At 37.6% G+C, this 14,903-nt stretch carries 12 protein-coding genes; 6 read left to right on the plus strand and 6 right to left on the minus strand.

Going from position 1 to position 14,903, the window contains the following annotated elements; genetic code table 11:
- Positions 1 to 39: 39 nt before the first annotated feature.
- Positions 40 to 1,542 (plus strand): succinyl-CoA:acetate CoA-transferase ScpC, encoded by a 1,503-nt coding sequence (gene scpC / locus HX005_RS08585; RefSeq protein ID WP_286377032.1) that lies wholly within the window; start codon positions 40 to 42, stop codon positions 1,540 to 1,542.
- A gap of 82 nt (positions 1,543 to 1,624) precedes the next feature.
- Here the strand turns inward: scpC and HX005_RS08590 are convergent, their stop codons facing one another.
- On the minus strand, positions 1,625 to 2,617 hold the full coding sequence (locus HX005_RS08590) for a glycosyl transferase family protein (protein WP_286377033.1): 993 nt from the start codon (positions 2,615 to 2,617) through the stop codon (positions 1,625 to 1,627).
- A gap of 421 nt (positions 2,618 to 3,038) precedes the next feature.
- Between HX005_RS08590 and HX005_RS08595 the strand changes: the two genes are divergently transcribed.
- Both HX005_RS08595 and HX005_RS08600 read left to right on the plus strand, forming a co-directional pair.
- Positions 3,039 to 4,385, plus strand: a complete 1,347-nt coding sequence (locus tag HX005_RS08595) for a dicarboxylate/amino acid:cation symporter (protein ID WP_286377034.1) — start codon at positions 3,039 to 3,041, stop codon at positions 4,383 to 4,385.
- 489 nt (positions 4,386 to 4,874) lie between these two features.
- Positions 4,875 to 6,017, plus strand: coding sequence for an acyl-CoA dehydrogenase family protein (locus HX005_RS08600; RefSeq protein WP_286377035.1), 1,143 nt, complete (start codon positions 4,875 to 4,877; stop codon positions 6,015 to 6,017).
- Between the two features lie 372 nt (positions 6,018 to 6,389).
- Here HX005_RS08600 and HX005_RS08605 read toward each other — a convergent pair whose 3' ends face one another.
- On the minus strand, positions 6,390 to 6,908 hold the full coding sequence (locus HX005_RS08605; protein WP_286377036.1) for a DJ-1/PfpI/YhbO family deglycase/protease: 519 nt from the start codon (positions 6,906 to 6,908) through the stop codon (positions 6,390 to 6,392).
- Positions 6,909 to 7,150: 242 nt separating this feature from the next.
- Between HX005_RS08605 and pheA the strand changes: the two genes are divergently transcribed.
- The 3 genes from pheA to HX005_RS08620 all read left to right on the plus strand — a co-directional run bounded on the left by pheA (position 7,151) and on the right by HX005_RS08620 (position 11,069).
- Positions 7,151 to 8,257, plus strand: a complete 1,107-nt coding sequence (pheA, locus tag HX005_RS08610; protein WP_286377037.1) for a prephenate dehydratase — start codon at positions 7,151 to 7,153, stop codon at positions 8,255 to 8,257.
- Between the two features lie 27 nt (positions 8,258 to 8,284).
- A complete protein-coding gene (locus tag HX005_RS08615) occupies positions 8,285 to 10,531 on the plus strand; it encodes a bifunctional prephenate dehydrogenase/3-phosphoshikimate 1-carboxyvinyltransferase (protein ID WP_286377038.1) in 2,247 nt (748 codons plus the stop codon).
- A 157-nt stretch (positions 10,532 to 10,688) separates the two neighbouring features.
- The gene (locus HX005_RS08620) at positions 10,689 to 11,069 is read left to right on the plus strand and encodes a hypothetical protein (protein WP_286377039.1); all 381 of its coding nucleotides are present in this window, start codon (positions 10,689 to 10,691) and stop codon (positions 11,067 to 11,069) included.
- A 79-nt stretch (positions 11,070 to 11,148) separates the two neighbouring features.
- On the opposite strand, the gene rtcA is transcribed toward HX005_RS08620, so the two are convergent.
- The 4 genes from rtcA to HX005_RS08640 all read right to left on the minus strand — a co-directional run bounded on the left by rtcA (position 11,149) and on the right by HX005_RS08640 (position 14,900).
- Positions 11,149 to 12,180, minus strand: a complete 1,032-nt coding sequence (gene rtcA, locus HX005_RS08625; RefSeq protein ID WP_286377040.1) for an RNA 3'-terminal phosphate cyclase — start codon at positions 12,178 to 12,180, stop codon at positions 11,149 to 11,151.
- Between the two features lie 226 nt (positions 12,181 to 12,406).
- Positions 12,407 to 12,913: a DIP1984 family protein gene (locus HX005_RS08630; protein ID WP_286377041.1), complete on the minus strand. Its 507-nt coding sequence runs from the start codon at positions 12,911 to 12,913 to the stop codon at positions 12,407 to 12,409.
- Between the two features lie 784 nt (positions 12,914 to 13,697).
- Positions 13,698 to 14,159: a DIP1984 family protein gene (locus HX005_RS08635; RefSeq protein WP_286377042.1), complete on the minus strand. Its 462-nt coding sequence runs from the start codon at positions 14,157 to 14,159 to the stop codon at positions 13,698 to 13,700.
- A 12-nt stretch (positions 14,160 to 14,171) separates the two neighbouring features.
- Positions 14,172 to 14,900, minus strand: coding sequence for a hypothetical protein (locus tag HX005_RS08640; RefSeq protein ID WP_286377043.1), 729 nt, complete (start codon positions 14,898 to 14,900; stop codon positions 14,172 to 14,174).
- Positions 14,901 to 14,903 lie beyond the last annotated feature (3 nt).

Consider the following 14,903-nt stretch of genomic DNA (forward strand, 5'->3'; position numbering starts at 1 on the left):
TGTAATTTTTATTTTTTGATGTATTTTGAGATTTTTTGAATGATAAACGGTTTAGAGCGTATTCGTTGTGTAGCTTTACATGAAAAAGTCATGTCTGTAGAAAAAGCGATTACGTTAATTCAAGATGGTGCAGTGGTGGGTTTGAGTGGTTTTGGTGGTGCAGGAGAAGCAAAAACAGTGCCTTTGGCATTGGCAGATTATGCAAAAAACCATCCGTTTAAAATTACCTTGGCAACAGGAGCGAGTTTGGGCAATCGTATTGATGGGCGTTTAAATGAAGCAGGTGCTTTGGCGCGACGTTATCCTTATCAGGCAGACCCATCATTACGTAAAGCCATTAACAATGGCGAAGTGATGTATATCGATCAGCATTTATCAGAATTGGCTGATAATATTCGCCATAAAAATTTGCCAAAAATTAATGTGGCTGTGGTTGCTGCAACAGCAATCACCGAAGATGGTCAAATTATTCCCACAGGTTCATGCGGTAACTCAGCCAATTTTATCGAAATGGCGGATCATGTCATTATTGAAATTGACCATACTATCAGCCCTGTATTGGAAGGTGCGCATGATATTTATGTACCTAAAGCACGTCCACATCGTGATCCTATTCCATTGACCCAACCCAGTGATCGTATTGGTACAGTTGGAATCAATGTAGATCCGAGCAAAATCTCTGCAATCGTATTTAATGATATTCCAGATACTTCGTTCAAAATGGATGAAGCTGATGATGAAACCTTGGCGATTGCAAAACATTTGGTTCAGTTTTTTGAAGATGAAGTTGCTATTGGGCGTCTGCCTGAAAATTTAGGACCTTTACAATCAGGTGTAGGTTCGATTGCTAATGCAGTTTTTGCAGGCTTTGAACATTCAAATTTTCATGATCTGGAAATGTATTCGGAAGTTTTGCAGGATTGTACATTTCAATTGATTGATTCAGGCAAAATGAAGTTTGCTTCAGGCTGTTCAATGACCTTGTCAGATGAATGTGCCAAACATGTCATGAATAACTTTGCACAATATAAAGATAAAATTGTGTTGCGCCCTCAGGAATTATCAAACAATCCTGAAATTATTCGCCGTCTCGGTATTATTGCGATCAATACTGCACTTGAGTTTGATATTTATGGCAATGTGAATTCGACCCACGTCACTGGTACGAAAATGATGAATGGCATCGGCGGTTCTGGTGATTTTACTCGTCATGCACATCTGGCTATTTTTGTGACCAAGTCTATTGCCAAAGGTGGAGCGATTTCTTCGGTTGTACCGATGGTGAGTCATTGTGACCATGCTGAGCATGACATTGATATTTTAGTGACTGAGCAGGGCTTGGCAGATTTACGTGGGCTTGCACCACGTGAACGTGCATTGAAAATTATTGAGCATTGTGCACACCCAAGCTACAAGGCAAATTTATTGAAATACTTTAAAAAGGCGTGTGCGCTTGGTGGGCAAACACCGCATGTATTACGTGAAGCCTTGTCTTGGCATGCTCAGTTTGAAGAAACGGGTTCTATGAAACAAGCAGGATAGATCTTGTAGATGTTGAGCTAGATTTTGAAAAATTGAATGAAAAAATGCAATATTTTTTCATTCAATCTGCTGTTGATCGTGCTCAACGTGTTTCCCATAACTGTTTTGCTTGGGTCATGGCAGTTGTATAGTCAGATACAACACCCATGGTATAAAGTGCAATTCCCATGGTTTCAATGACAGCAATTTCGCCATATTCGTGGTGTTGTCGACCTTCCCAAACCGCTTTAAAAACTTCAAGGTCGAGTTGTTCTTCACTTGGGCTACGATTATCAGTCAGTTTTGGCAATTCATATTCATATAATTCGCCCTGCTGAATACCGCAAATTAAAGTTTTGGCATCAGGGTTACGTTCAAATTCGCCACCTTCTCCTTTAATCACCGCACTATTTTGGTATCCCAATTTAAATGCTGCATGTTGATGAGAGCTACGATAGGCTGGATGAAAAATCGCTTGCATGGTTGCAGGTGCATTAAATGGGTTAATTAAGCGCGCTAAAGTATGAATTGGAGAACGTAAGCCCATGACATTACGTAAATTAATCATATCACTGAGCAATGGTGAAATCACACTTAAGGGTAAAAAGGCAAAATTATGTTGTGCGACTTGGGTTGCGATTTCATCTTCATTTTGACAGATGGAATAGCCTAAGTATTCGAGAACTTGTTCCGTATAAATACGATTAACTGTATGCCCTGAAGCGCCATGCATGACAACTTTATAGCCATGACGCGCTAAAGTTAAAGCAGACAATAAAAACCATGGGAAATGTTTTCGTTTACCCGCATAAGATGACCAATCTAAATCAATTTCTAATGGTTTAAAAGTCAATTGGTCTTTGGTGGCTTGTACAAATCCTGCTAACTCATCTACAGACTCTTCTTTAACACGCAGTAACATGAGAAAAGCGCCAAGTTGTATATCTAATACTTCATTTTTTAAAATCAGAGAAAAGGCAGCATAAGCTTCTTCATAAGTTAATGAACGAGCGCCATTTTTTCCTTTACCAATAATACGAATATATTGGGCAAAAGGATGCTCAAAGTCTTGATATAAATTGCGTTTTGTATTCATAAAATAAGCGTGAAAGAACAGAAAAATAAGTAAAGATACTATGACATAAAAAAGTCAGAAACTGTAAATCTTATCAGGATAAGACTAAGGTCTAATACAAAATTGATTATTAATTAAACAAAAATTACATTTTTTGCAAGTCCGATGGATTATTTTTTATTAGAATAAAATCGTTTAAATTTTTTAATCTCCTGTTCTCATAGATTTAAAGGTTGTTCTGTTATCACTTTTAAATCTTAATTAAGATCAATAAAATTTTTAATTATATGACTTTTCTGGAAAATGCCATTTTCAGAGGGGTTTTTTATTTTTAAAAATTGATCTTTTGCTGTTTTATGAGAATAACTTGGCTGTGTTTCTGTTAAGAAATGCTACAAATAAAATATTTCTGTCATAGGAAATATCTAAAGAAGTTATCATTATGGCTAAAAAACCTTTGTATAAATCACTTTATTTTCAAGTGATTGTTGCCATTATTGCAGGTGTGCTTGTGGGGCATTATTTCCCGAGTACCACACAATTAGTTAATGGTGTTGAAAAACATATTCCGGGTATTGGTGAGCAGTTAAAACCACTTGGGGATGCATTTATTCGTCTAATTAAGATGATTATTGCACCTGTTATTTTCTGTACTGTGGTTAGTGGTATCGCAGGTATGGAAAGTATGAAATCTGTGGGTAAAACAGGTGGTATTGCTTTATTATACTTTGAGATTGTTTCTACAATCGCACTATTAATTGGTCTATTGGTCATTAATATTGCCAAGCCTGGTGTAGGCATGAATATTGATCCTGCATCTTTAGATACATCAGGTATTTCAAAATATGTTGAGTCTGGAGCATCCCAGTCAACAGTTGATTTTTTGATGAATATTATTCCAAATACGGTTGTTGGCGCTTTTGCTGAAGGTGAAATCTTACAAGTTTTACTTTTCGCAATTTTATTTGGATTTGCGCTTCATAAATTAGGTGATACTGGTAAACCAGTATTGAAATTTATTGATCAAATTGCACATGTTTTCTTTAATATTGTAAACATGATCATGAAACTTGCACCAATTGGCGCATTTGGTGCAATGGCGTTTACGATTGGTAAATATGGGATTGGTAGTCTTGCCCAACTTGCTCAGCTAATTGTCTGTTTCTATCTTACTTGCTTGTTATTTATCTTTATTGTGTTAGGTACAATCAGCCGTGTTTGTGGTTTTAGCATCTTAAAAATGATTCGTATGATTCGTGAAGAGTTGTTGATTGTACTAGGTACGTCTTCTTCTGAATCAGTATTACCTCGTATGTTGAAAAAACTTGAGATTGCAGGTTGTGAGAAGTCAGTTGTTGGTTTAGTTATTCCAACAGGGTATTCATTTAACTTGGATGGAACATCGATTTATCTCACGATGGCAGCAATTTTTATTGCTCAAGCGACAAATACTCAACTTGATCTTTCTCATCAGATTACTTTACTTGTGGTGTTATTAATTTCATCAAAAGGTGCAGCTGGGGTAACAGGCTCAGGTTTTATTGTTATGGCAGCAACATTATCTGCTGTAGGGCATATTCCTGTGGCTGGTCTTGCTTTAATTTTAGGTATTGACCGTTTTATGTCTGAAGCACGTGCTTTAACCAATCTTGTAGGGAATTCATTAGCAACAATTGTTGTTGCAAAATGGGTCGGGCATTTAGATCAAGATAAGTTGCAATATGCACTCAATAATCCTGAAGAATTAGATCGTAAAATGTTAGAAGAAAGTGCTCAAAAGCATATTTAATATTTAACTTTCTTTTTTAAAAGATATAAAGGAGGCTTCGGCTTCCTTTTTTATTTTAGTTAGAATATAAAACAGGGTGTATATTATTGGTTTTACTATTCGCTTTATGATTGGATATTTTATGCCTTGTTTCTTAATATCTGGTTTATATATTTAATATTTTGAACTTATTGTATGAGTGTTTATAGTATTATTTGATTTTTATATAAAAATTTTTATATTTTCAATATTTTCTTAACAATTTACACCTATTTTTGAATATTGGTTTTCATTATTTTTTGAGATGTATGTTGGTTTTTAAAGCATTTAATGCTTAGATGAAAAATGTCTTAATAGAGGCTATTCATTAAAATAAGGACTAAAAAATACGCGTCGCATTGACTTAATGAGTCCTGTACTTAGGTCATTTAGGATCATGACATTTCAGAAAGAACTCGTTAATATTCTGAGCGAATAATCCCCAATAATAAGCCCAAAAGGAAGAACCAAATGTTAGCGTACGATGCAGATTTAGAACTATTCAGAGATAACTTCAAACGCTTTATGACTGAACATGTTGCGCCTCATTATGAAAAGTGGGAAAAAGAAGGCTTAATGCCACGTTCAGTGTGGTCACAACTTGGCGAAAATGGTTTCCTTTGCGTAGACGTACCTGAAGAATACGGTGGTTATGGCGTACCGACAGAGTATTCTTTAATGTTGGTGGAAGAGTCTGCACGTGCAGGTTATGGTGCATTATCGACTGCGATTTCATGCCATTCAGAAATTGCCGCACCTTATATTTTAAATATTGCCAATGAAGAACAAAAACAATACTGGTTACCAAAAATGGTGGCAGGTGAAGTCGTTGGCGCGATTGGGATGACTGAGCCGGGTGCAGGTTCTGACTTGCAAGGCATGCGTTCATCTGCCATTTTAAATGGTGACCATTATCTATTAAATGGTTCTAAAACCTTTATTTCCAATGGTCAACATGCTGACTTGGTGGTATTGGCTGCGAAAACTGATCCGCAGGCACGTGCTAAAGGTGTGTCATTACTTTTGGTTGATACGCATTTGGAAGGTTTTAAGAAAGGGACTAACCTCGACAAAATTGGTTTGCATTCACAAGATACTTCAGAGCTTTTCTTTGACAATGTCAAAGTGCCAGCCAACCAATTATTGGGTAATGCAGGTCAAGGTTTTGCATATTTAATGCAAGAACTTCCACGTGAACGTACGGCAATTGCAGCGACTGCTTTGGGTGCAATTCGTGGTGCGATTGATGTAACCACCCAATATGTGCAAGAGCGTCAGGCATTTGGTCAAAAAATTGGTAGTTTCCAAAACACACGTTTTGTTTTGGCACAAGCAAAAATTGATGAGCTTGCTACAGCGGCTTTCTATAACCAAAACTTAGCATTATATAAAGAAAAGAAACTGGATGTAGAAACAGCAGCAGCCTTAAAGAGCTTCAGTTCAGACATGCAAATGAAAGTAATCGACAGTTTACTGCAACTGTTTGGTGGTTATGGTTATATGACCGAATACCCAATTTCTCGTTTCTTTGTCGATGCACGTATTCAACGTATTTACGGCGGAACCAATGAAATCATGAAAGAAATTGTGGCGCGTGGCATGATTGGTCGTTGATCATTTAGCATTTAAGTGATGATTAAAGTAAAAGACCTCTTCGGAGGTCTTTTTAACTAACGATAAAGTAACTTTAAAAATAATAATTGAGAAATTTTAACTGTGGATACCTTATATCGGATTCTTCGTTTTATTGCTTTATCAATATTTTATAAATGGATTTTATCTAGGGGTAGTGCAAAAAAGTTGCAAGGAATACTTTCGTTCATCACTTTAGGGTGGTTTACATTTGATTGGAATACCGAGCAATTACGATTTTATGCATTACTTTTATGGATCGGTACAAGTATATGGTTTGTGGTTGGACTATTTTATCCAAAGCTGAGAACTATGAATTTTAGACGCTCAATTTGGCACTAAATATATATTTATTCAAGCCCTTAACACACTTAAACATTCATGAATAAAAACAGGCAATTCCTCAGTTGAACGTGAAGAAATATAGAGATTATTGTCATTCACCACTTCTCGATCAAAAATAACTGCGCCAGCCGCTTTAAGTTCCTGAATCATTGCCTCAATCGAAGTCAGGCGACGACCGATAGCAAGCTGTGCATCAATCAACAAGTGTGGACTATAACAACATAAAAAAATAGGCTTTTGTGCATTGGCAAAGCGACGTAAGTAGTCAATAAATCGAGGATCTTGCTTAAGTAGATAAGGAGAGTTCCCACCGGGGATCATAAGCGCATCAAAGTCTTGAACTGAAATTTCATCAATACCTAAATCTATACTGACAGAAGATCTACGCTGTTGACTATAGACAATATTGCCTGCAACCTTTTCAATATTCCGTACAGAGTGACTTGCAGCGCGAAAAGCTTCGACGGGATGATGATATTCAGTATCTTCGAAATCATGGGTAATCAGAACAGCAATTTTCTTATTCATATTCTATTACTCGAGTTGCGCTTAGCTTATTTATCATAAATCTCGACGTGCAAAATTCTATAGATGCTTTGTAAATAATGTCGTGTATTTTATTTCAAACCATTTTGCGCATAACAATCTAGATCTAAAACATAGATAAAAGCGGTATTGTGCAACAAAATCAACTGAACTATTGTTATACTGTCAGCGGTTTAAAATTTAAGCCTCCTGTAATTCTAGACTTTCAAAAGGGCGATATAACAATGATCAACGATGATCAAAACACGACTTCTCTCGATCTTACACAAATCCGTGAAGATATTGATTCTGTAGATCAGCAAATTCAGCAACTGATTAACCGTCGTGCAAGACTGGCGGAAGCAGTTGCCAAAGCAAAATTTGCCGCAGAAGAGAATCCGTTGTTTTATCGTCCTGAGCGTGAAGCACAGGTGTTACGTAATGTCATGGAACGTAATGAAGGTCCATTGTCAGATACCACCATGGCTCGTTTGTTCCGTGAAATCATGTCAGCGTGTCTGGCACTTGAAGCACCGCAAAGTATTGCGTTTTTAGGTCCAGTCGGGACTTATACTCATTCGGCTGTGCTTAAGCATTTTGGTCAGGATGCCGTGGTGCGCCCATTGCCAACCATTGACGAAGTGTTCCGTGAAGTGGAAGCAGGCAGTGCGCATTATGGTTTGGTGCCTGTTGAAAACTCATCTGAAGGCGTGGTGAACCATACTTTAGACTGTTTCAAAGCTTCGCATTTAAATGTCATTGGTGAAGTTGAATTGCGTATTCATCATCAGTTCCTCATTTCTTCAAATACGCGTAAAGACAGTATTAAACAGATTTATGCGCATCAACAGACTTTGGCGCAGTGCCGTAAATGGCTCGATGTACATTATCCGGGTGTAGAGCGTGTGGCACTGAGCTCAAATGCAGAAGCAGCGCGTCGTATTCGTAATGAATGGCATTCGGCTGCGATTGCTTCTGACGTTGCAGCAAGTATTTATGAACTTGAAATTTTACATGGCAATATTGAAGATAATCCTGAAAATACCACACGTTTCTTGGTAATTGGGCGTGAAAAAGTGCCACAAAGTGGTAATGATAAAACCTCATTACTCATTTCTGCACATGACCGTGCAGGTGCATTGTTAGAAATTCTTGCGCCATTTGCAAAACATCAGATCAGCTTGACCAGTATTGAAACTCGTCCTGCGCTTCCTGAAAAATGGGCATATGTATTCTTCATCGACTTAGAAGGTCATGTGGAACAGGACAATGTCAAAGCAGCCATTGAAGATATTCGTCCATTGGTCAAAGAAGTCCGTGTTTTGGGTTCATACCCAGCAGCTGTTATTTAATGGGTTGAAGGTCTTTAAAATATCGTCATGACTCAACCTATGTTTAAAAAAGTTGCATTTATCGGACTTGGGCTGATTGGTTCAAGTCTGGCACGGGTGATGGTTGCAGAACAACTCGCAGAAAAAATTGTCGCTTCAACACGTTCTAAACAAACGCTACAAGATGCAAAAGCGCTTGGCATCATTTCTGAGGGTTTTAGCGATCCGATTGAAGCGGTCAAAGATGCAGATTTGATTGTATTGGCATTGCCTGTACGTGCAACGCAAAAGATTCTTGAAACGATCAAACCGTATGTATCTGACAATGCCATCATTACCGATGTCGGAAGTACCAAAGGCAATGTGGTTGAAGCAGCCAAAGCCGTTTATGGTGAAAGCTTACCCGTTGGTTTTGTGCCAGGGCATCCGATTGCAGGGGCTGAACATACAGGTGTACATGCAGGTAAGGTTGATTTATTTGCCAATCACAAAGTGATTTTGACGCCATTACCAAGCAGTGCGGACTGGGCTGTCGAAAAGCTGATTACACTTTGGCAGGCAGCCAAAGCTGAAGTCATTTGTATGGATGTGGATAAGCATGATGAAGTGCTTGCGCATACCAGTCATTTACCGCATCTGATGGCATTCAATCTTGTGGAACAACTTGCCAACCGTGAAGATAATCTCGATATTTTCCGCTATGCAGCGGGAGGTTTTCGTGATTTTTCCCGTATTGCGGCAAGTGATCCGCAGATGTGGCATGATATTTTCTTTGCCAATAAAAAAGCAATTCTGAACGCAGTGGATGGTTTTGAAGCACAACTGAAAACATTGCGCCAACTGATTGAAAATGAAGATTCACAAGCCTTGATGGGACTGTTGGGACATGCACAAGCTGCACGCCAGCATTTCAATCATATGCTCGCCAATAAACCTTTGATGGAGAAAAATAAGGTGACACAACAATTTACCATTTTGCCAGGTGAGAAGACATTTAAAGGTAAATTTACCGTGCCGGGTGACAAATCTGTGTCACATCGCTCCATCATGTTTGGTGCGATTGCAGAAGGCACGACGCATGTAACGGGCTTCCTTGAGGGTGAAGATGCACTTGCAACCTTGCAAGCCTTCCGAGATATGGGCGTCAGTATTGAAGGACCAAAAAATGGTGAAGTGACCATTCATGGTGTCGGAATCAATGGGCTAAAAGCACCAAAAACAGCACTGTATATGGGCAACTCAGGTACATCTATGCGCTTGCTTTCAGGCATGTTGTCTGCACAGCAATTTGACTCTGTGATGACAGGTGATGCGTCATTGTCTAAACGACCAATGGAACGTATTGCCAAGCCTTTACGTGAAATGGGTGCACAGATTCAATCTACAGGTGAACGTGGTACGCCACCGATTTCAATTACCGGTGCGCAAGCGTTAAAAGGCATTCATTATGATTTGCCAATGGCATCTGCACAGGTGAAATCAGGCATTCTTTTAGCAGGTTTGTGGGCAGAAGGCGAAACATCGGTGACTGAGCCTGAACCAACCCGTGACCATACTGAGCGTATGCTTCGTGCCTTTGGTTATGAAGTGAAAACTGAGGGCAATCGTATTTCCTTGCAAGGTGGTGGAAAGTTAGTCGGTACTGAAATTCAGGTGCCTTCTGATATTTCTTCTGCGGCATTCTTTATGGTCGGTGCGGCAATTACCGAAGGTTCGGATGTGACCCTTGAAGCGGTAGGCATTAACCCGACCCGTACTGGTGTGCTTGAAATTTTAAAACAAATGGGTGCGGACATTAGCGTTGAAAATGAACGCATTGCAGGCGGTGAGCCGATTGCAGATGTACGTATTCGTGGTACTCGTACTTTAAAAGGCATTCATATGCCTGAAGATCAGGTGCCTTTGGCAATTGATGAGTTTCCTGCACTGTTTATTGCAGCTGCATGTGCAGAAGGGCAAACCATTTTAACGGGTGCGGCTGAACTGCGTGTCAAAGAATCTGACCGTATTCAGGTAATGGCAGATGGCTTGCAAACCATGGGCATTGACTGCACACCAACCGATGATGGCATTATCATTGAAGGAAAAGGTAAATCTGGTGAGTGGGGTGCAATCTTCACAGGTGGTGAAATTGAATCGCATCATGACCATCGTATTGCGATGAGTTTCTCAATGGCAGGTTTGCGTACTTCAGGTGAAATTAAAATTGTTGGCACTGAAACTGTAGCAACCAGTTTCCCGACTTTTACCCAATTGACTACACAAGCAGGGCTTGAGATTCAAGTTACTGAATAATTTTTCTTGGCTAAGTTCGGTCAAGCGAAATTTAAATGTTAAATCAATAGTCTAAAATTTGTATATTTGTTCGACAACAGCCAAGCAAAAGCTTGGCTGTTTTGTATTTATTGCTTATGCTCAAAGCATAGAACTATAAAGCCTTTGGGATGAAGCAATGAGAACACTACAATTTACAGCGAACTGCCAAAAACACGCACAAAGCAATGCACAGGACGAGAATGCATGTGTTGTGACTCAGGAATATGTAACAGATTTATTAGCAACACAGCTTTCTCAATATGGCTTTAAAGCAGAAACAACACATTGCGAAGAAAATGTAGCAGTCAGTGTGGAAAATCACCCGATTGGTTTAGGTGTACATTGTCGTTTAAATGAAGCAGGGCTACTAACTTGTCAAATCTCAGCGCATGCAGATGAAGAGCAAGTGTGGTTTAAAAAAATAGAAACACAAAGCATGATCAAACAGTTGGCAAATGCAGTCGAAAACACTTTAAAAAAAGATGCTGCTTTTAGTGGTTTTGAGTGGAAAGCTTAGTTCTAAAATGAATCAATCATGATTTAAATTGATCGTGCTTTTAATTCATCTATTGTTTTAGCGCAGTACAAAGTGAGTATCAAACTTTCACACTCACTTTATAGATATTTCCAATATTTTCAAAACTGATTTCACAATCTAAAAACTTTTGGATCATCGCCGCTTGGGTTTTGGTGTGTTCGCTAATCACTTGTGCTGTAAATTCTCCACCTTTGCCTAAAGCTAAAGGCAAGAGCAACTGATCTGCTAGATATTCATCGGCAATGGCATCGGCATTTAAATAAGCCTTTACTTCTTTGGCTAAATCATTGGCAACTTTTTCTGCACTTTTTTTCATTTCACCTAAAGCAGAAAAAACTTGTTGATGATGCTCATAATTTAATACGACAAAAGCAGTATTTCCCTGACTAATACCTCGAAAGTTGAGTCGTTTGCGTTGCGTTAAATCTAATTTGTTATTCAAAACTTCAAGTTCACGATCTGCAATACTTGTAGGAATATTTAAGGTTGATGCATATGCAATCGTTTCTAAAAGCTTACCTTTGTCCTGAGTAGTATATTTAGTTTGTTTTGTCCACGGGTGAATAGTGGCATTGATCTGACCTGCACCAATCGGAAAAAAACCTGCGTGTTCACAGAAAAAATCCACTGTAATACCCATTTTATGAATTGTTGGTAAAAAACAATGCTCAATAAAATCCGCTGTAGGTGCCATTGGGTTATGGGTTCCGCCGTGGATGCTGATTTGACTGGTTTGATCTTGCATCATTAGGGCAGGAAGTAAGGTCTGTAAAACCAAAATAGTGCTGCCTGCTGAACCAATTTGAAAATCGTAATGTCCAGATTGGACTTGTTGTGGCTGAAAATACAAGCGCTGTGAATGTAGCTCTGCACCTTCAACAGTGGCATTGCTGATGCGCTGAGAAGCCTGTACGCAAACTAAGTGTTGGCGCATTAAGCCCGGTTTTTTACGTCCTGCTCGGATATTAACCAGTTCAAATGGAATACCCGTTAGCATAGAAAGCGAAAGGGCAGTACGCAAAATTTGTCCGCCGCCTTCACCTTGAGAACCATCAATTTGGATCGTTTGGTTTTTAATCGCTATGTTCATTTTTTCCTAAACTTTTTTTTGATTAAATATGCTGATTTAAATCGCTGTATGATTCGAGTAAGAGATAAAAAATAATGAATCTAGTACTGATTTTATTGAGCGATCAAAATAAATCGTTCAGCATATATAAAGTATAAAAGGTGATTCTAAAACATCAAATTTTAATGATCTGATGTTTAACTGTATCGTTTAATAAAGTATGTGGAAAAAAGAACAGAATAAATCATTATCCTACTTTTTCAATACAAGGTGGCACAATGGTCACAAGACTTTTTTGTGGATCATACATTTCAATTTGCCAATTTGCTTCCTGAATTTTCATATTTAATTCACGAATTTTCATACTAATTTCATCTGCTTGTTTTTGTAAACGAGCAACAGAAATAATTTTTTTCCACTTTACTTCACTGATATTGCAATGGTTAAATTGTTCACTATTTTCAATAGCTTGCATTAAAATAGTTTGTTTTTCAATTAAATCATCACGTTGATTGATTACATTAATAAATGAGCGTCCATCCGATAGTTTGGTACGAGCATAGGTCAGATAAATATTACTGATAATGCCTTGTAAGTCTTGAGAAATAGAAAATGCTTGTTTAATTAACTCATTTGGATCTTCACTTGGTTCTTCACCATCTTTGACTAAAACATTGATATTAATCCGTTGTTTTAATGAAGTGAGTTTTTTTTGATGATCACTTTTTATTAATAAAGCCTCAGCAACTTTCATATTATTTCCCCAGAACTAGCAAACTCATCAATGAGATGATTGAATTAAAATATTCCTAAATACATTATTTTTAAGTTTAAGTATTTATATTGTGTAAAAATACTTAATATTTAGGTGTTTTTGCAATACTTACTTTTTGGTATTGATTCAGCAAATTTGCATTATATTTTAATTCCAATTGAGTTGTAAGTTGTTCTATCGGATAAATAGGAGAATTGGTTCATATTTTACCAAGTAGTTAATTTTCAAATTATTTTGCTAAAAAATCATACACATTCCTCTAAGTTGATAGATTGGGTGAACATACTGTCAGTACATGGTTGTGCTAAGTCAGTTGTAACAATGCCTTGTGAGCAAAGTGTTAATGTGTGCTAAGTGATGAGCTAAAGTGTAAAAAGGTAAGCTAGCTCATTCGCTTGGCAGCCTCTACGCAACTTCTTTTCAATCCTGCGCTGAGGGAGTAAAGTTGTTATCGGATCTTGCACTCGCCCAGTATGTTCGGGTTTATTCTAAAACAATCAATTGCTTTAGAAAAAGGGTGAAATATATTGTCAGTACTTGGTGATACAAAGTCAGTTGTCACCATACTTGGTATGTATTGGGTTGACGTATGAAAAGTAATGGGTTGAAGTGTACATAAAGTTGTAAGCTAACCCGTTCGCTTTTCTGAGCCACTACACATTATTTTCAATCCTATGTTGTGAAAGTAGAGGATCTTGTACTCGCTCAATATATTTCGTTTTTTGTCATGATGAATCACAACAAAACTTTTTAAAAATGTAGTCTAAGATTCAAGTACATCTACTTGCCAGTTGGTCGCTTGAATCAATACATTTAAATCACGGAGTTTGGCACTGATATCATCTGCTTGTTTTTGCAAGGAAGATACAGGAATCACTTTATGCCATTTAATCTCACGTGTGCTGTAGCGATCAGGCTCACGATGGGTGTTGCTGATTGCAGACGTTAAAATCTTATGACGTTCCACAAGTTCATCACGCTGTGTCAATAAAGCCAATAGCGAACGACCATCAGTTAATTTTGCCAAAGCATTGGTTTGATGAATAGCTAAAACCAATTTTTGTGATTCCTGCGTTAAAGCAAATACTTGCTTTAACAATTCGTTTGGATCTTCAGATGGTTCATCACCATCTTGTACCAATACGTTTGCATTGATACATTGTTTCAGTGAAGCGAGTTTCTTTTGTTGATCGCTTCGTAAGAGTAATGCTTCTGCGAGTTTCATATTGTTTTCCTTTTAATTTGTAATCTGTAATTGATCAAATGCCGAGTCATACATATATTGATATTCTTGAGGAATATCATTACTTCCAACAACTTCAACTAAGGCATTTATTAACAATTCATTTTTTCGTAACTTTTCGAGCCATTTATTCATGATTTTAATCATTTTTTTATCAGAAAATGCTGAATCATAACCATATTCTTCAAAATCATAATGTAATGTTTGAATCAAATTCAACATGGGTGTTGGGACATTCAAATTTTCTTCCCAAATTATTAATAAAGGTCGAATATCTAAACCAGCCAAATGGAACATGAGAACGTGTTGAGTGACTGATGTAGTTTTTGTAAACTTCATTAATTGCATTTGAAAATAGCAAAGTGCGAAACGTTGCATAAATTCAATATCTGTCCAAATATCTAAATAAAAATGACATTTAGTTAACGTGTCTTCGTGACAATGATGGATATATTCATTATTTATCAACGACTCTAAAATTCGAGGCAATAAATATTTCATTTGTTGTGAGATTGCATATACATCAGTCGATTCTGCTGCAAATAAATATTGCGAAATTAAACGCTGATCAAGCTGTGCTAATGGTAAAGTAAGTAGTAATTCACAATCTTCCATTGTCATGCAATGTCCACAGCACGCTTCGATTTTTTCACCAATCGAATAAGAGGAAAATAATGAATACGCTTCCTCAACTAAGGCTTTTAATTCAGTTTCATAATTCATTAG

The sequence above is a fragment of the Acinetobacter sp. R933-2 genome (genome assembly GCF_030325485.1).
GTDB classification, from domain to species: Bacteria; Pseudomonadota; Gammaproteobacteria; order Pseudomonadales; family Moraxellaceae; genus Acinetobacter; species Acinetobacter sichuanensis.

Coding starts and splice junctions, on each gene's coding strand:
- HX005_RS08595 (WP_286377034.1), top strand. CDS start 3,039: ATGGCTAAAAAACCTTTGTATAAATCACTTTATTTTCAAGTGATTGTT.
- rtcA (WP_286377040.1), bottom strand. CDS start 12,180: ATGAACATAGCGATTAAAAACCAAACGATCCAAATTGATGGTTCTCAA.
- pheA (WP_286377037.1), top strand. CDS start 7,151: ATGATCAACGATGATCAAAACACGACTTCTCTCGATCTTACACAAATC.
- HX005_RS08630 (WP_286377041.1), bottom strand. CDS start 12,913: ATGAAAGTTGCTGAGGCTTTATTAATAAAAAGTGATCATCAAAAAAAA.
- HX005_RS08640 (WP_286377043.1), bottom strand. CDS start 14,900: ATGAATTATGAAACTGAATTAAAAGCCTTAGTTGAGGAAGCGTATTCA.
- HX005_RS08605 (WP_286377036.1), bottom strand. CDS start 6,908: ATGAATAAGAAAATTGCTGTTCTGATTACCCATGATTTCGAAGATACT.
- HX005_RS08615 (WP_286377038.1), top strand. CDS start 8,285: ATGACTCAACCTATGTTTAAAAAAGTTGCATTTATCGGACTTGGGCTG.
- HX005_RS08620 (WP_286377039.1), top strand. CDS start 10,689: ATGAGAACACTACAATTTACAGCGAACTGCCAAAAACACGCACAAAGC.
- HX005_RS08590 (WP_286377033.1), bottom strand. CDS start 2,617: ATGAATACAAAACGCAATTTATATCAAGACTTTGAGCATCCTTTTGCC.
- HX005_RS08635 (WP_286377042.1), bottom strand. CDS start 14,159: ATGAAACTCGCAGAAGCATTACTCTTACGAAGCGATCAACAAAAGAAA.
- scpC (WP_286377032.1), top strand. CDS start 40: ATGATAAACGGTTTAGAGCGTATTCGTTGTGTAGCTTTACATGAAAAA.
- HX005_RS08600 (WP_286377035.1), top strand. CDS start 4,875: ATGTTAGCGTACGATGCAGATTTAGAACTATTCAGAGATAACTTCAAA.